This is a genomic window from Kribbella sp. HUAS MG21 (assembly GCF_040254265.1).
GTDB lineage: Bacteria > Actinomycetota > Actinomycetes > Propionibacteriales > Kribbellaceae > Kribbella.
Genome location: NZ_CP158165.1, coordinates 3,744,769 through 3,761,471 on the forward strand (window position 1 = coordinate 3,744,769; position 16,703 = coordinate 3,761,471).

Consider the following 16,703-nt stretch of genomic DNA (forward strand, 5'->3'; position numbering starts at 1 on the left):
CTCAGCCCCGGACGGTCAGCACGATCAGTACGACGTTGAGCGCCGACACGGCGGAGGCTACCAGGCATGCGGCGAGAGTAGTCGCCCTGCGGTTGACGAGGTCGCCCATGACGCGCCGGGACGCCGTCAATCTCACCAGCGGCCACAGCGCGCACGGGATGCCGAAGCTCAGCACCACCTGGGAGACCACGAGCGCGCGGCTCGGGTCGATGCCGATCGCAAGCACCAGCAGCGCGGGCACCAGCGTGACCAGCCGGCGGACGGCAAGCGGCACGTGGCGGCGCCAGAAACCGTCCAGGATCACGGACCCGGCGTACGTCCCGACCGACGACGAGGCGAAACCGCTGGCCAGCAGGGCGAGCGCGAACAGCAGCGCCGGGAGTTGGCCGAGCCGGTCGCCGATCGCGGAGTGGGCGGCGTCGAGCGACTCGGAGCCGGTGCCCTGCAGCGCGGCCGCGGCCAGTACGACCATCGCCAGGTTGACCGCGCCGGCGAGCGCCATCGCGACGGCGACGTCCATCCGGGTCGCGCGCAGGACCTTCGACTTGCCTTCCTCGTCGCCGATCGCCTTCCAGTGCCGGTCGGTGACCAGCGCGCCGTGCAGCCAGATCGCGTGCGGCATCACGGTCGCGCCGAGCATGCCGGCCGCCAGCACCAGCGACTCGGTGCCGTCCAGCCGCGGCACCAGGCCGCCGACGATCCCGCTCGCGGACGGCTGCGACTGCCACGTGGACACCACGAAGCCGATCAGTACGACGGCGAGCAGACCGATGATCGCGGCCTCGAACGGCCGCTGGCCGCGCTTCGACTGGTAGATCAGCAACCCGAACGAGACCGCGCCGGTGATCAGGCCGCCCGCCAGTAGCGGGATCCCGAACAGCAGGTTCAGCGCGATCGCGCCGCCGACGACCTCGGCCAGGTCGGTCGCGATCGCCACCACCTCGGCCTGCGCCCACAACCCGGTCGACGTGGACCGCCGGAAGTGGTCACGGCACAGCTGCGGCAGCGTCCGCCCGGTCGCGATGCTGGCCTTGGCGGCCAGGTACTGCACCAGGACGGCCATCAGGTTCGCGCCGACGACCACCCAGCAGAGCAGATAGCCGTACGTCGCCCCGGCCGCGATGTTGGTCGCGAAGTTGCCCGGGTCGACGTACGCGACGGCCGCAACGAAGGCCGGTCCGAGCAGCAGGAGCCCGGACCGGTTGAGCTGCCGCCGCAGCGGTGCCGGTGCGTACATGAGAGCAGTCTGTACGACGAACCCGCCAGCGCAACCCCTGACCCGAATTTGAGACGCGCGTTACGCCCAGGAGAACTGCACCTGGAGCGAAACCTCGACGCTGTGGTCGCCGGGCACGATGTTGATCGCCGAGTCGTACGCCTTCGACGCGGACAGCCGGGTCTCCGGCCCGAGTGGTACCGAGCCGTGGCCTTCAGAGATCGCTGTCACCGAGCCGAGTGAGTAACCGGAGAGGGCGGCCAGGTGCTCGGCCTTCGCCCTCGCCTGCTGGAACGCCAGCTCCCGGGCCTGGGTCAGCAGCTCGGACTTGTCCTCGATGTCGAACTGCAGCCCGTGCAGGGAGAGGCTGTTGCCGACAGCATCGACGGCGGCGTCCAGCAGGGCGCCGAAACCGGTCAGGTCCTTCGTCTCCACCAGTACCGTGTGCGAGGCCCGGTACGCCGGGTCCGTGCCGGGCTCCCGGTACTCCTGGAACACGTTCACCGCACTCGTGCCCAGCTGCGACTCCTGCACGCCCTGCGACCGCAGTGCCGCCAGCACCGCGTCCGTACGCTCGCCGACCGTCGCCACGGCGGCCGCCACATCCGGTGCGACCTGCTCGACGCCGAAGGTCACGCGCAGTACGTCCGGCGTACCGGTGACTTGACCTGTCCCGACAACACTCACCCCTGTGTCCATAACGGCCAGTCTGGCATCACCTGCGGTCACCCGCCGGGCGGGATTCCGACGTCACCAGGGCCTTCCAGGACACCAGCCGCAGTACTGCGTGGTCGCTGGTGGAGCGGGTGCCGTTGAAGTTCCCGACGTACCACAGGCCCCGCTCAACTAGCGCGGCGGATGATGCGGGCCGGGATGTTGTGGGTGTGGCAGAGGGAGAGGAGGGCGGTGGCGTCGATGAGTTGGAGGGGTTTGCCGTTGGCGAACTGGTAGCTGGTGGGGCCGAAGCCGGAGGTGGTGATGAGGATGCCTTTGGTGGCTCCGGCGTCGAGGACGGTGCCGAAGAGGTCGCGGACGGCGGACGGTGGGACGGTGCGGGTCCAGAGCTTGGCCTGGACGACGAACTTGCCGCCGGTGATCGGGCGCGGGTCGTACGCCACGCAGTCGATCCCGCCGTCCGTGCCGCGGCGGAACAGGCGGGTCTCGAGGCCCATCCGGGTGAGCAGGTTGTGGACCAGGTGCTCGAAGGCCTCGGGGCTGAGGTCCAGCAGGTTCGGCCGGGCGTCGATCTCGCTGATCACGTCCACCGCTTCCACCGTGCGCGGATCGGCCAGGTCGAACTCCAGCACCGGCTCCACCGGCTGCAGCTCCTCCGGGTGCCGTGACACCTCGGCCGCGAAGTAGTGCCGCACACACGCCACCGGGTCGAGCTGGTCGAGTACCAGCGCCTGGTACTGCTCCCGCGTCGCCCGCAACGTGATGAGGCACGGCCGCACCGTCTGCCCGGTAGTGGGGTCCACCGACTCCACCATCCCGTTGAACACCACGGTCTCCACCACGCCGTACCTGTCGCTGCCGAACACCAGATGCAGCGCCCGCAACGCCAGCTGCGCCACCAGTTGCTGGTACAGCCGCCGCAGCTCCACAGGGTCCCGCGGCACCGCCACCACCGCGTCGCGCGAGCGGTCATAGTGGTACGACGCCTCAGCCGGTACGACGCCGACGTCGGGTAGGTCCCACTCGACCGCGAGCAGCGTCGACTCGGGGACGTACCGGACCTTGCGCCGCCGCGGGAACTCCAGCGGCTCCGTGATCCGGTCGAGCGCCTTCGTGAAGTACCGCGTCACCGCGACCCGCTCGTGGTTCTCCACGGCGCGCTCGTACGCGTCGATCCGCGCGTGCTGTTCGGCGGTCGCCTCGTCGAGCCGGCGCTGTTGCTCGACCTGCTCCCGCAGTGCCCGCGCCACCCGGTCCCGCCGTGTCTCCTCGGCGGCCCGGTGCCGTTCGATCGCCTCCGCGAACCGGTCCTCCGCGTCGGCGAGCCGCCGGGCGTACCGGCGTTCGGCGCCCCACCACCGGAACGGTCCCGGCGCCTGGGGCACGAACGCATCCCAGACGGGTCCGGGATGCGCTTCGAGATCGGCCGGCGACACGGTCGGTGGTGCCCGCCGGGGCGCGCGTTTCAGGGTCTGCAGGTCGGTGCCGTGGACCTCGACGGCCAGGGCGTCGGACAGGACGTTGCCCAGGGCCTGGACACGTTCCCGCACCGCAGCGGTCCGTTGCGCCGCCTCGGCGGTTCGGCCGGGCGGACGATCGCTGCGGGCGTGTCCTTCCACGGATCGGCCCATCGCCTCACAACCTCTCCGCTCCACTGTAACGGTCCAACCACGCTGCGCGATCGAATGTGACGGAGAGTTGGTAAGGACATTGCTTGCCGTCCACCCCCTGTTTCCTGCCGCACGTGCAGCTGCAGACGCGCCGCGCGCGACCTTGCCGGGCGCACTGCCTCGGGTGACGATGCTGGGATGAGCCTGCCGTCGTACGCGTCCGGGGTGTCCGAGGTCCCGCTGCTGGGCGAGACGATCGGCGCGAACCTCAGACGCACGATCGGCGCGTACGGCGACAACGAGGCGCTCGTCGAGGTGCAGACCGGGCGGCGCTGGACGTACGACGAGTTCGGCGCCGAGGTCGAGCTGGTCGCGCGCGGCCTGCTGGCCCGCGGGATCGCGAAGGGCGACCGGGTCGGCATCTGGGCCCCGAACCAGGCCGAGTGGACGATCACGCAGTACGCGACCGCGCTGATCGGCGCCATCCTGGTGAACATCAACCCGGCGTACCGCACCCACGAGCTGGCCTACGCGCTGAACCAGTCCGGCGTCCGGCTACTGGTTTCCGCGACCGCGTTCAAGACCAGCGACTACCGCGCAATGGTCGACGAGGTGAAGCCGGACTGCACCGCGCTCGAGGAGATCGTCTACCTCGGCACCGGCGACTGGGACGCTCTCCGGGACGACGCACAACGGATCCCGCTCGACGCGCTGCACGCCCGCGAGGCCGAGCTGTCCTTCGACGACCCGATCAACATCCAGTACACCAGCGGTACGACGGGATTCCCGAAGGGCGCGACGCTCAGCCACCACAACATCCTGAACAACGGCTTCTTCGTCACCGAGACGATCGCGTTCACCGCCGCGGACCGGCTCTGCATCCCGGTGCCGTTCTACCACTGCTTCGGCATGGTGATGGGCAACCTCGGCTGCACCACACACGGTGCCTGCATGGTGATCCCGGGGCCGGCGTTCGACCCGGCGGCGACGCTGCGGGCCGTGCAGGACGAGCGGTGCACCGGGCTGTACGGCGTACCGACGATGTTCATCGCGGAGCTCGGGCTGCCGGACTTCGCGGAGTACGACCTGAGCAGCCTGCGCACCGGGATCATGGCCGGGTCGCCGTGCCCGATCGAGGTGATGAAGCGCTGCGTCGCGGACATGCACATGGCCGAGGTCGCGATCTGCTACGGGATGACCGAGACGTCTCCGGTGTCCACGCAGACCCGGCGCGACGACGACCTCGACCGCCGGACGTCGACCGTCGGCCGGGTGCTGCCGCACGTCGAGGTCAAGCTCGTCGACCCGGCCACCGGGCTCGTCGTACCGCGTGGTGAACCGGGGGAGCTGTGCACCCGCGGGTACTCCGTGATGCTCGGCTATTGGGACGAACCGGACAAGACTGCCGAGGCGATCGACCAGGCGCGCTGGATGCACACCGGCGACCTCGCGACGATGCGCGACGACGGGTACGTGAACATCGTCGGCCGGATCAAGGACATGGTGATCCGCGGCGGCGAGAACGTGTACCCGCGGGAGATCGAGGAGTTCCTCTACACGCACCCGTCGATCGCCGACGTCCAGGTCGTTGGTGTCCCCGACGAGAAGTACGGCGAGGAGCTCTGCGCCTGGATCAAGCTCAAGCCCGGCGCGGACCCGCTCGACGCCGACGCGGTCAGGGCGTTCGCGACCGGCAAGCTCGCGCACTTCAAGATCCCGCGGTACGTCCTGCTCGTCGACGACTTCCCGATGACCGTCACCGGCAAGATCCGCAAGGTCGAGATGCGCGAGAAGTCCGTGGAGCTCCTCGGCCTGACGTGACCAGCGCGCCGCCGCGTCTGGTCAGTCCTGCTCGAGGTGCTGGGCGAAGGCCCGGACGGCGGGAGTCTGTTCGCCGCGGCGCCAGACGAGGGCGAGGGCTGAGTCGGGCAGGCCGGACACCTGGACGGTGGTGATGTCGGTGCGGTGGTTGGTGGCGGCGGTCGGCTCGCAGATGAGCATCGCGCCGCGACCGGCGGCGATCAGCGACAGGCCTTCTTGGAGGGTGTGTACGCCGGGACCGCGGTGGATGAGCGCGCCGCGCGGTGTCTGTGTCGGTGCCTGGGCCTGGCGCCAGTAGCCGGGGGCCGGTTCGGCGACGGCGATCAGGGTTTCACCGGCGAGCTCCTCGGCATCGACCGACGTGCGGCCGGCGAGCCGGTGACCGGTGCAGACCGCGATCGCCTGCGGATGCTTGGAGAACACCGGGCCGACGACCAGGTCGTCCTCGGCGACGGGCAGCAGTACGACGGCCGCGTCGACGCCGCCTCGGCGCAACGCCCCGAACGGATCGTTCAGCGGGAGTTCGCAGACGTTGATCAGGCAGTTCGGATTGCGGGACTGGAACGCCGACATCGCCCGCAGGATCTCGTCGTTCGCCGCGCCCTGGAACCCGATCCGGAGCGTGCCTTTCGCCTGCGCGGCGTACTCCCGGGCGCTCTCGACGACGCGTTCCAGTGCGGCGTACGCCGGGCGCAGCGACGTCAGGAACTCCTTGCCCAGCGGCGTCAGCGCCACCCGGCGGCTGGTCCGCTCGAACAACTGCCCGCCGATCCGGCGCTCCAGCGACTGCAGGAGCTGGCTGACCCGGCTCTGCGACAGGTAGAGCCGCTCCGCGGTCCGTCCGAAGTGCAGTTCCTCGGACAGCACCAGGAAGCACTCCAGCTCGCGGACCTCGACAGCCACCGGCGCACCTCCGATCGATGAGCTCAGCTAATACAACCATGACCAGATCGCCGTTGTTCCGGCCTGTCTCGCGACGGCTCACTGGTGACATGACAACGATCTGCGTCGACCGACCGGCCACCAGCGCGCGGGCGTGGGCCGCGTCCGTGACGATGGCCGCCACCGTCTTCACCGTGGTGACCGCCGAAATGCTTCCGGTCGGCGTGCTGACCGGGATGAGCGAATCACTCCACGTGACGGAAGGAGTCGCGGGCCTGGCGCTGACAGCAACAGGCGTGACCTCCGCGGTGGCCGCACCTGTCCTCCCGTTGTTGCTGGGGAGACTGGACCGCCGGACGGTCCTGGGCGGACTGATGGTTCTGCTGGCGCTGTCGGCCTTCGCCGCCGCCGTCACGCCGTTCTACCCGGTCTTCATGCTCGCGCGAGTCCTGATGGGCGTCTCGATCGGCGGCGTCTGGCTCCTCACCGTCAGCCTGGCCCGCCGCGTCGTACCGCGGAACGCCGCCGGGCCCGCGACCTCCCTGATCTTCTCCGGCATCGGGATCGCTTCGGTGCTGGGGATCCCGGCCGGTGCGTACGTCGGTGAACTCGTCGGCTGGCGCTGGGCCTTCGCCGGTGTCGGGCTGCTCGCGCTCGGGCTGGTTGTTGCCTTGAGCATCTTCCTGCCGAGCCTCGCGCCGGAGCGCCCGGTCCGGCTGTGTGACGTACGAGAAGTCCTTCAGATCAAGCAGGTCCGCGTCGGTGTCATCCTGGTCGCGCTGATCGTGACCGGCCACTTCGCGGCGTACACGTATGTCCGTCCGCTGCTCGAGCCGCACACCGGCGCGGCGCTGATCGGCACGCTGCTGCTCGTGTACGGCGTGGCCGGTGTCATCGGCAACTTCCTCACCGGCGCACTCCGCCCGTCGCGCGCGCTGACAGTGATTGCCGCGGGCATCGCCCTGACCGCGCTCGCCCTGCCGGCGTTCGGTACGACGATCGCCGGATCCCTTGTACTGCTGGTGATCTGGGGTCTCGCGTACGGCGGGACGAGTGTCAGCACCCAGGCGTGGGCGCACGCGGCGGCGCCCAGTGCCCCCGAATCATCGTCCGCTGTGCTGGTGGGGGTGTACAACGGAGCGATCGCACTGGGCGCCTTCACCGGCGGCCAGGTCGCCGACCGTCTCGGTACGGCGACGGTCACCTGGCTTCCCGCGGTCCTCGCGACCGCGGCACTCGTGGTGGTGCTAGCGAACCGCGGCCAGCGCGGCTGAGTCCTCGTCGCCGAAGTCGTCCTCGAGCTTCTCCGGCGAGTAGTCGAGGTCGATGCCGGCCACGTCCGCGCCGACGGCCGACTCGATCGCGCCGAGCCGCCGGGTCGCGCGGTCGCCGGCGTACGTCATCAGCGCGGTCGGGTTGATCTCCGGCGGGATCTCCGGCGAGTTGTCGAGAGCCCACTGGATCTGCGTCAGCGCGTGCGGGAGGAGCTCCTCCATCGTGTCGGTGACGACCTTCCAGTTCGACTCGTCCGCGGCGACGTGCCGGCGGCAGGTGAACGTGCCCCACGCCATGTGCCGCCGCTCGTCGTCGCCGATCCGCCGGATCAGCTCCTGCATCCCCGGCAGGACGCCGCGCGACGTGCACAACAGGTTCCACGCGTGGTACCCGGTGAGGGCCAGGGTCCCTTCCACCACGTGGTTGTAGGTCACCGACGCGCGCACCTGGTTGGCCGGCGACGGGTCGTCGGCCAGCGACTTCAGGGCCACGGGCAGCGCCTCGTAGAAGATCGCGCGGTACCCGGGGTTGTTCTCGACGTACCGGTGCAGGTCGTCGGTGACGCCGATCGCGTCCAGCCAGAGCCGGAAGACCGCGGTGTGCTTGGCCTCCTCGAAGCAGAACTGCGTCAGGTACATCTCGTCGCCGAACCGGCCCTCGGCGGCCATCGCCTGCAGGAACGGCTGCAGGTCCTCGGTCACCGCCTCCTCGCCCGCGATGAACTGCGAGCAGAGCAGCAGCGCGTTGTCCTTGTCGTTGTCGCTCAGCTCCTGCCAGTCCTTGGCGTCCTGGCTGAAGTCGATGTCGCGCGGGTTCCAGAACTTGCGGTTGCCCTTGTCGAACAGCCGCAACGGCAGTGCGTCCCAGTTGAGCCCGCCGGCCTTGAGTGAGCTGAAGCCCTGCCGGTGAAGCGGATTCGTCATACCTGCTGTCTCCTGCTCTCGGAAAGGAACGGAGAGAGGACGCGAGCCAGTTGCGCCGCCACCACCGCGGGGGGAGGGCCCGGGGTGACGATGTGACTGATGACGACGCGCAAGGCGACGTCCACGCAACTGGTCGCGTCCTCCGCCGGCACCTCCGGCCAGTGCTCCCTGACATGGGCATCCAGCCGAAGGTGTGCCAGCTCCAGCACCTGCTGCCCCCGTGTGGTCAGCAGTTGACTGGCTTGGTCGGATCCCGGCTGGCTCAGCGCCGCCTTGATCAGCGGATTCTCCGCGGCCAAGGTGAGCGCCCGCTCGACCGCGGCCCGCAGGCCGTCGATCGGATCGGACTGCTCGGCGAGCGCCGCGTTCACATCCAGCAGGAACCGCTCGGTCTCACGGGCCGCGAGGGCCTCGACCACGCCCCACTTGTCCCCGAACTCGTTGTAGACCGTCTGCCGCGACACCCCGGTCTGCCGGGCCACCGCGGCCATCCGCAACCCGTCGTACCCACCGGCGACCACAGCCTCGTGGGCGGCGTCGAGCAGCTCTTCCCGGAGGCGGCGCTTGGTCCGGTCGGCGAACGAGTCCATGCCGACGAGGGTTTACAAAAACGTCTCCGATGTCAAGTGCTCGGACATTGTTGGTTCATGTGTCAAGTGCGGAGAAGTGCGAGGCGTCGCCGGTCCGCGGCGTACTGCGGACGCCGTCGACGCTGACCGGGACGTCGCCGGCGAGCGTGATCCGGTGCAGCCGACGCGGCTGGTCGTCGTAGTCGGCGACGCCGTAGTGCTGGGTCGCGCGGTTGTCCCAGATCGCCAGGTCACCCGGCTGCCACTGCCAGCGGACGGTGTTGTCGAGGTTGGTCACGCGGTTCTGCAGCAACTGGAACAACGCGGTCGTCTCGGCGCTCGTCAGCCCGACGAAACGCCGTACGAAGTGGCCGAGGACGAGCGCGCGCTCCCCGGTCTCGGGGTGCACGCGGACCACTGGGTGCACGGTCTCGAACACCTTGGACTCGAACTGCTTGCGGTGCTCCTCGACCTTCACGTCCACGCCGCCGATCCGGCCCTCGTCCGCGTGCCCGGCGTAGTCGTACTTGTTGCTGTGTACCGCCCACAGCCGGTCGACGAGCGCCCGCAGTGCCGGCGGGAGTTGCTGGTACGCCGTGACGGTGTTCGCCCAGGTGGTGCTGCCGCCGTACGCCGGCAGCGTGACCGCGCGAAGCAGGCTGATCGCGGGGATCCGGTCGGCGAACGTGACATCGGTGTGCCAACTGTTCGCCTTGCTGTAGTCGGAGTCGATCGGCAGTACGTTCGCGGCGCCGTCGAGGCTCTTCGAGGTCGGATGCGCGAGCGTCGGCGTCCCGAGCAGCTTCGCGAACGCGAGCTGGCCGGCGTCGTCGAGGTGGTGCTGCTCGCGGAAGAAGATCACCTTGTGGTCGAGCAGCGCCTGCCGGATCGCGGCGAGGGTCGGCGCCGGCAGGTCGCCGCCGAGCCGGACGTCGCCGATCACGGCGCCGATCGCGCCGCCGGCCTTGGTGACGGTGATCTCCGGGGCTTCGAGCTGGGTTGTCATGGGCTGACTCCTCGCTGGTGTCGGGTAAGAGCTATTTTCCTACTGATTTAGTAGACTTTTAGGCTGTTTCGGGATCCGAGACCGGTACGGCGGCGGCAGGACGTAGGGTTGGGGACGTGTCAACCGCCGAGATCCAGCCTGCGCCCGCCACCTACGACGTGCCGGAGCTCGTGGTCGGCTTCGACCTGGACATGACGCTGATCGACTCCCGGCCCGGGATCCAGGCCGTCTGGGACCTGCTGGCCGCCGAGACCGGCGTACCGATCGACACCGACCTCGTGGTCAGCCGGCTCGGGCCGCCGCTGACCTGGGAGATGGCGAACTGGTTCCCGCCGGAGCAGGTCGAGGCGATGGTCGCGCGCTACCGCGAGCACTACCCGTCGCACGCGATCACCGGCAGCCTGCCGCTGCCGGGCGTCGCCGAGTCGCTGGCCGCGATCCGCGCGCTGCGCGGGCGGACGATGGTCGTCTCGGCGAAGTACACCCCGTCGGTGCGGCTGCACCTGGAGCACCTCGGGCTGGACGTCGACGAGCCGGTCGGCGACCTGCACGGGGCCGAGAAGGGTACGGCGCTGCGCGAGCACTCGGCGACGATCTTCGTCGGCGACCACACCGCCGACATCGACGGTGCGCACGCCGCCGGCGCCCTCTCGGTGGCGGTGGCGACCGGCCCGTTCACCGCGGACGAGCTGCGCGCGTACGGCGCGGACGTCGTACTCAACGACCTGACCGAGTTCCCGGCGTGGCTCGACGAGTACGTGCTCGAGCAGCGGCTCGAGGCGCTGATGCGGCGGCTGTCGACGTACGACAAGATGCTCGTCGCGTTCAGCGGCGGCGCCGACTCGGCGTTCCTGCTGGCGGCTGCGGCCCGGGCGATCGGCCCGGCCAACGTGATCGCGGCGACCGCGGTGTCGCCGTCCCTGCCGGCCGCCGAGCTGGAGCCGGCGGCGCGGTTCGCCGACGGTGTCGGCGTCCGGCATGTCACGCCGCACACGCACGAGATGGAGCGCGAGGGGTACCAGGCGAACTCCGGCGCCCGCTGCTACTTCTGCAAGGCCGAGCTGATCGAGACGCTGCAGCCGATCGCCGACGAGTTCGGCATCACCGCGATCGCCACCGGGACGAACGCCGACGACGCGATCGCCGGGTTCCGCCCCGGGATCCGGGCCGCGCACGAGCGCGGCGCGCTGACGCCGCTGAAGGACGCGCGGCTGACCAAGGCGCAGATCCGGACCGCGTCGCGCAGCTGGGGCCTGGAGACCTCGGACAAGCCGGCCGCGGCCTGCCTGTCCAGCCGGATCGCGTACGGCATCCGGATCACGCCGAACCTGCTGGCCCGGGTCGACCGCGCCGAGCAGGCGGTCCGCTCCCGGCTGGCGTCGTACGACGTCCAGAACGTGCGGGTCCGCGACCTCGGCGACAGTGCCTCGATCGAGATCGACGCGGCCCTGCTCGACCGGGTGGACCGGCAGGAGCTGGTGAATGCGGTCATGGCCGAAGGGTTCCCGGCCGCGGAGGTGGACCCACGCGGGTTCCGCTCCGGATCGATGAACGAGCGGCTGCCGGAACCGGAAAAGTACCGGAACCTCTGAGGGGTGCGGGGAGGCTGCTCCATCAGGTAGTTTCCCGGAGGCGCCGCCGCGCCGGTTCACGTACGCTGGGTGTCCGATCGGGCTTCACGGCCCGGTTTCCGAACGATTGACGACTGCCGCACTTGATTTCTACAGAGGGGTTCCCGTGCCCGTTGGCAAGGTGAAGTGGTACGACTCCGAGAAGGGGTTCGGCTTCCTCAGCAAGGAGGAGGGCGGGGACGTCTACGTCCGCGCCGAGGCCCTGCCGTCGGGTGTGACCAACCTGAAGCCGGGCCAGAAGGTCGAGTTCGGCGTCGTCGAGGGCCGCAAGGGTGAGCAGGCGCTGCAGGTCCGGCTGATCGACCCGCCGCCGTCGGTGGCGAAGGCGATGCGGCCGAAGCCCGAGGAGATGCAGGTCGTCATCGAGGACCTGATCAAGCTCCTCGACCGGCTCGGCGAGGGCTACCGGCACGGCCGGCACCCCGACAACAAGTCCGCCCGTCAGGTCGCGACCGTACTGCGGGGCGTCGCCGACAAGCTCGACTACTAGCGGTCCCTGCTCGCCGCGGGTCAGCGGCTCGCCTCGGGGGTTGTGGCTCGCCTCGGGGGGTCAGCGGGCGAGCCGGTCGATGCGGGCCTGGATGCCGTCCAGGACGGTGTCCAGCCCGAACGCGAACTCGCCGGCGTCGAAGTCGACGCCGTACGGCTCGGCGGACGACTGCTCGAGGGTGGCCGCGATGCCGGGGAAGCGCTCCGGCGTGGCGAGCATCGCCAGGCGCTGGGTGTAGACCCGGTCCGCCTCGCGGGCCTGCTCCGGCTCGGTCAGCATGTTCGCGGTGAGCTGCGTGGTGCCGCGGACGTAGATGTTGACGAGCAGCATCGCGGACAGCCGGTCCTGCGGCGTGAGCGGCGTACCGTCGAAGGCGTGCATCGCCGACTCCAGCCAGGCCAGCTGGTTCGGTGACAGCGGCGGCTCGTAGATCGGGATCTGCAGCACCCACGGGTGCCGCCGCAGCCCGTCGCGGAACGCCTCGGCCCAGGCGGTCATCCGGCCGCGCCAGTCGAGCGTCGGGTCCAGCTCCGGCGCGTCGCCGAACGCGTACTCGAGCATGACGACGTACAGGTCGTCCTTCGCGTCGACGTACCGGTAGAGCGACATCGTGGTGAAGCCGAGCTCGGCGGCCACCTTGCTCATCGACACCGCGCCGAGCCCGCCCGCGTCCGCGAGCTTGATCGCGGCGCGCGCGATGTCGCTGATGTGGAACGCCGGCTTCGGCCCGGGACGGCTCCGCCCCTCGACGCCCCACAACTGCTGCAAGACCCTCGGCAGCTCGCTCTCGTCCATGGCCCGCATCTTATCTGTTTACAGCATAGACAGTCATGGGTATTGTCTGTGTACGGCGCACACAGTGTGCGGCGTAGACAGATAGTCGGAGGGGTTTGATGGGTACGACGGAACGGGCGGGGCGGAAGGAATGGATCGCGCTCGGCGTGCTCGCGCTGCCGCTGCTGCTGGTCTCGATGGACGTGTCGGTGCTGTACTTCGCGGTCCCGTTCATCAGCGCGGACCTCGGCGTGAGCGCGACCGAGCAGCTGTGGATCTTCGACATCTACGGGTTCGTGCTGGCCGGCCTGCTGATCACGATGGGATCGCTGGGCGACCGGATCGGCCGTCGTCGGCTGCTGCTGCTCGGCGCGGTCGGTTTCGGGCTCGCCTCGGTCGCCGCGGCGTACGCGCAGAGCCCGGAGCAGCTGATCGCCGCCCGCGCGGTGCTCGGGATCGGCGGCGCGACGCTGATGCCTTCCACGCTGGCGCTGATCCGGAACATGTTCCACGACCCGAAGCAGCGGGCGAAGGCGATCGCGTTCTGGAGCGCGGTGATGATGGGCGGGATCACGCTCGGGCCGGTGGTCGGCGGGCTGCTGCTGGAGCACTTCTGGTGGGGCTCGGTGTTCCTGATCAACACTCCGGCGATGGTGCTGCTGGTGGTGCTCGCGCCGGTGCTCTTGCCGGAGTTCAAGGCAGCCGTCGGCGGCCGGTTCGACCTGCTGGGATCGGTACTGTCACTGGCCGCCGTACTGCCGGTGATCTGGGGGATCAAGGAGCTCGCCGCGCACGGTGCGGCGGTGCTGCCGGTTGCGGCGATCGCGGCGGGGTTGGTGTTCGGGGTGCTGTTCGTCGCTCGCCAGCGCACGGCCGAGCACCCGATGGTGGACCTGGCGATGTTCCGGAACCGCGCGTTCAGCGGGTCCCTGGCGGCGAACACGATCGGCACCCTGGCGCTGGTGGGCAACGCGGTGTTCATGACGCAGTACCTGCAGTTGGTGCTCGGGATGAGCCCGTTGAAGGCGGCGCTGTGGTCGCTCGCTCCGTCCGTGCTGGTCGGCGGCGCGGCGCCGCTCGCGACGGCCCTGGCCGGGAAGTTGGACCGGGCCTACGTGATCGGCGGCGCGTTCGTCCTCGCCGGTGCCGGGTACGGCGTGCTGACCCAGGTGCGCGTCGACTCGCCGCTGGCCCTGCTGCTGGTCGGGGCCGGGCTGCTGGCCGCGGGTTTGGTGATGGTGATGACGCTAGTGACCGAGGCGGTCGTCGGTTCGGTCGCTCCGGAGCGTGCGGGCTCGGCGTCGGCGGTGATGGAGACCTGCGCGGAGTTCGGCGGAGCGCTCGGGATCGCGATCCTCGGCTCGATCGGTACGGCGGTCTATCGGTCCGACGTACCGGCTGATCTGCCGGCGGCGGTCGCCGAGCCGGTCCGCGAAGGGTTGCCAGCGGCGACTGCGGCTGCTGCTCAGTTGCCGCCGCAACTGGCGGAGACCGTGCTGGCTACCGCTCGGGATGCGTTCACACACAGCATGAACACGGTCGCGCTGGTCGGCTCCCTCCTCCTGCTGGCCACTGCGGTAGCCATCACCCTCACTCTCCGCGGCACCACGCCGAAAGAGGAGCAGGCCTCCGAGGAGGCGGACCTGGTACAAGCGGCGTGAGGCCGGTTCTCCTCGGGGTGCGGACAGTCGAGCGGGACTGCGGACATCTGACCAGGTGTCCGCAGTCCCGCTCGTGTGGGCGGGGTTCCGTGCGGCGCGGTGTCAGCGGGGTGGGCGGCGGAAGTTGCCGCGGCGTTTGGACGGGCGGTTGTGTTCTTCCGTGGTGTCCTCGGACCAGGGCGCGGTGTTCTCGCCGGTGTCCTCGTCGTCGGTTTGGCCGCTCCACCAGCGGCCGACCGGCTGCGCGGGCGGCGGCTGCTGCCCGCCGGTGCGCCACTCGACGGTCGGCTCGTCCTGCGAATCCGAGCGCCGGGCCCGGTTCGCGCGTTGCTCGGCGACGCTGAGGATCGTTCGCGTCGTGCTCTCCGAGGGCTGGTCGTACTTGCGCTCATCCTGCGGCGGGCTGTCGTGGTGGTGCGGGGGTGGCCCGTCGGTGCGAGGTCCACCGAGACCGCCGGGACGCAGCGGCCCGTCCGCGGGGCGCGCGGCCGGGCGCATCCGCAGTACCAGGAAGACCACGATCAGCAGCACGCCCGCGAGGAACCCGAACCCGAGCCGCGGGATCAGCGGCAGCACGATCCCGCACCCGCCGCCGAGCACCCAGGCCAACTGCAGCACCGTCTCCGAACGCGCGAACACCGAAGTCCGCACCGTCTCCGGGACGTCGCGCTGGATCATCGCGTCCAGCGAGAGCTTGCCGAGCGAGCTGCACAACCCGGCCACCAGCCCGAGCGCGATCAGGATCGGGAAGCCGTAGAGCACCGCCACGGCGATCGCGACCGTCGCGTCCGCGAGCAGCACCACCAGCACGACCGTCTCCGGTTTTCGTGCCTTGAGCAACGATCCGAGGAGGGTGCCGAGACTGTTCCCGATCCCGGCCGCGGCGACCACCGCACCGGCCGCGACGGCGCCCTTCACCCCGCTGATCGGCTGGTCGCGCAGCAGGAACGCCAGATACATGGTCAGGAACCCGGACACGAACCGCAGCCCCAGGTTGCAGCGGATCCCGCGCGACACCGCGGTGGTGATCGCGCGCCGGCGGGCGGCGCGTCCCGCCGTACCCGTGACCTCCTCGTCGGCGGGGGAGTCCACCGCGCTCGGCAGCCGGATCGCGAGGATCAGGCCCACGATGTACACCAGCGCGGCCCAGCGCAGCGACCACTGCGGGCCGATCGCGGCGAACGCGCCCGCGATCCCGGCGCCGATCGTCGCGCCGGCGACGCCCGCGAGCGAGATCCGGGAGTTGGCGGTGACGAGGGTGATCTGTTTGGGGAGCAGCCGCGGTACGGCGGACGCGCGTGTCACGCCGTACGCCTTGGAGGCGACGAGGCAGCCGAGCGCCGCCGGATACAGCCAGACCGAGTTGTCGCTGGTGATCGAGGAGGCGAGCCCCCAGACGAGGAACGCGCGGGCGCCGAGCGTGGCGCCGATCGCCCAGCGGCGGCCGTGCCGGAACCGGTCGAGGATCGGACCGATCAGCGGCGCCATCAGCGCGAACGGCGCCATCGTCAGCAGCAGGAACAGCGCGACCCGGTCCCGCGCCTGGTCGCTGGGCACGGTGAAGAACACGGTGCCGGCCAGCGAGACCGCGAACGCGGTGTCACCCGCGGCGTTCACCGCACCGAGCTCGATCAACCGCGACAGCCCGGACTCACCAGCACCCTGCGCACTCGTCAGCCCGCGAATCCGCCGCCCGGTGGCCCGCCCGACCTTGCCCCCCACCGCAGCCGCCCTCCGCGATGCCGAAGCAACCCCTTCAGCCCCCACCTTGGACGCCTGCCCGACCTTCCGCCCCGCAGTCCCCATCTTCTTCCCCGCAGTCCCAACCCGCTCCCGAGCATCCCCCAACCGCTCCCCAGCAGACTTCGCCCCGCCGCCGTTCGCGCCATCCGCGGTCGTTCTGCGCCCGCTCGCGCCGTTCGTGCCGCCGCGCTTCGCCCCGCCGCGGTTGGCCCCGTCGCCGTTGGCCCCGCTGTCCTTCGCCCGGTCGCTCGCGGCGCCCGCCGTAGTGTCCCGGTCGGCGTCGCCGTGCGACGTGCCGTCGGCGGGGCGGCCGCCGCGCTGTGCACCGCGGGCGGCGTTGGGGTCGGACGGGTCGGACGGCTGCATGGAACCATCCTGCCTCCTCCGAGGGACAGACCGCAGTCAGCGCGCGTACGGGCTCGGAGGT

The 16,703-nt window shown here is 70.4% G+C and carries 14 protein-coding genes; 5 read left to right on the forward strand and 9 right to left on the reverse strand.

Going from position 1 to position 16,703, the window contains the following annotated elements:
* Nucleotide 1: 1 nt before the first annotated feature.
* The 3 genes from ABN611_RS18405 to ABN611_RS18415 all read right to left on the reverse strand — a co-directional run bounded on the left by ABN611_RS18405 (nt 2) and on the right by ABN611_RS18415 (nt 3,522).
* Complete coding sequence (locus tag ABN611_RS18405; protein ID WP_350281105.1) at nt 2-1,237, reverse strand: Nramp family divalent metal transporter; 1,236 nt, start codon at nt 1,235-1,237, stop codon at nt 2-4.
* Between the two features lie 60 nt (nt 1,238-1,297).
* Nucleotides 1,298-1,903 carry an SIMPL domain-containing protein gene (locus ABN611_RS18410; protein ID WP_350281106.1) on the reverse strand — a complete coding sequence of 202 codons (606 nt, stop codon included), beginning with the start codon at nt 1,901-1,903 and terminating at the stop codon, nt 1,298-1,300.
* Nucleotides 1,904-2,058: 155 nt separating this feature from the next.
* Nucleotides 2,059-3,522 carry a restriction endonuclease gene (locus tag ABN611_RS18415; protein ID WP_350281107.1) on the reverse strand — a complete coding sequence of 488 codons (1,464 nt, stop codon included), beginning with the start codon at nt 3,520-3,522 and terminating at the stop codon, nt 2,059-2,061.
* A 177-nt stretch (nt 3,523-3,699) separates the two neighbouring features.
* Between ABN611_RS18415 and ABN611_RS18420 the strand changes: the two genes are divergently transcribed.
* Nucleotides 3,700-5,322 (forward strand): AMP-binding protein, encoded by a 1,623-nt coding sequence (locus ABN611_RS18420; RefSeq protein WP_350281108.1) that lies wholly within the window; start codon nt 3,700-3,702, stop codon nt 5,320-5,322.
* A 21-nt stretch (nt 5,323-5,343) separates the two neighbouring features.
* Here the strand turns inward: ABN611_RS18420 and ABN611_RS18425 are convergent, their stop codons facing one another.
* Complete coding sequence (locus ABN611_RS18425) at nt 5,344-6,225, reverse strand: LysR family transcriptional regulator (protein ID WP_350281109.1); 882 nt, start codon at nt 6,223-6,225, stop codon at nt 5,344-5,346.
* 89 nt (nt 6,226-6,314) lie between these two features.
* Between ABN611_RS18425 and ABN611_RS18430 the strand changes: the two genes are divergently transcribed.
* Nucleotides 6,315-7,478 carry an MFS transporter gene (locus ABN611_RS18430; RefSeq protein WP_350281110.1) on the forward strand — a complete coding sequence of 388 codons (1,164 nt, stop codon included), beginning with the start codon at nt 6,315-6,317 and terminating at the stop codon, nt 7,476-7,478.
* Here the strand turns inward: ABN611_RS18430 and ABN611_RS18435 are convergent.
* The 3 genes from ABN611_RS18435 to ABN611_RS18445 are packed head-to-tail and all read right to left on the reverse strand — an operon-like array spanning nt 7,452 to nt 9,977.
* Nucleotides 7,452-8,402: a R2-like ligand-binding oxidase gene (locus ABN611_RS18435; protein ID WP_350281111.1), complete on the reverse strand. Its 951-nt coding sequence runs from the start codon at nt 8,400-8,402 to the stop codon at nt 7,452-7,454. The two genes, ABN611_RS18430 and ABN611_RS18435, sit on opposite strands and share 27 nt — an antisense overlap.
* Entirely contained in the window at nt 8,399-8,992 is a 594-nt protein-coding gene (locus ABN611_RS18440; RefSeq protein ID WP_350281112.1) for a TetR family transcriptional regulator, read from the reverse strand. Before ABN611_RS18440 ends, ABN611_RS18435 begins: the two co-directional genes overlap by 4 nt.
* Before the next feature lie 55 nt (nt 8,993-9,047).
* On the reverse strand, nt 9,048-9,977 hold the full coding sequence (locus ABN611_RS18445) for a TauD/TfdA family dioxygenase (protein ID WP_350281113.1): 930 nt from the start codon (nt 9,975-9,977) through the stop codon (nt 9,048-9,050).
* A 116-nt stretch (nt 9,978-10,093) separates the two neighbouring features.
* On the opposite strand from ABN611_RS18445, the gene larE reads away from it, so the two are divergent.
* Both larE and ABN611_RS18455 read left to right on the forward strand, forming a co-directional pair.
* Complete coding sequence (gene larE / locus ABN611_RS18450; RefSeq protein WP_350281114.1) at nt 10,094-11,569, forward strand: ATP-dependent sacrificial sulfur transferase LarE; 1,476 nt, start codon at nt 10,094-10,096, stop codon at nt 11,567-11,569.
* Between the two features lie 145 nt (nt 11,570-11,714).
* Nucleotides 11,715-12,098, forward strand: a complete 384-nt coding sequence (locus ABN611_RS18455) for a cold-shock protein (RefSeq protein WP_350281115.1) — start codon at nt 11,715-11,717, stop codon at nt 12,096-12,098.
* Between the two features lie 60 nt (nt 12,099-12,158).
* Here the strand turns inward: ABN611_RS18455 and ABN611_RS18460 are convergent, their stop codons facing one another.
* Nucleotides 12,159-12,893, reverse strand: coding sequence for a TetR/AcrR family transcriptional regulator (locus ABN611_RS18460; protein ID WP_350281116.1), 735 nt, complete (start codon nt 12,891-12,893; stop codon nt 12,159-12,161).
* Nucleotides 12,894-12,991: 98 nt separating this feature from the next.
* Here ABN611_RS18460 and ABN611_RS18465 point away from each other — a divergent pair, with 98 nt between their 5' ends.
* On the forward strand, nt 12,992-14,533 hold the full coding sequence (locus ABN611_RS18465; protein WP_350281117.1) for an MFS transporter: 1,542 nt from the start codon (nt 12,992-12,994) through the stop codon (nt 14,531-14,533).
* Between the two features lie 102 nt (nt 14,534-14,635).
* On the opposite strand, the gene ABN611_RS18470 is transcribed toward ABN611_RS18465, so the two are convergent.
* Nucleotides 14,636-16,642 (reverse strand): MFS transporter, encoded by a 2,007-nt coding sequence (locus ABN611_RS18470; RefSeq protein WP_350281118.1) that lies wholly within the window; start codon nt 16,640-16,642, stop codon nt 14,636-14,638.
* Nucleotides 16,643-16,703 lie beyond the last annotated feature (61 nt).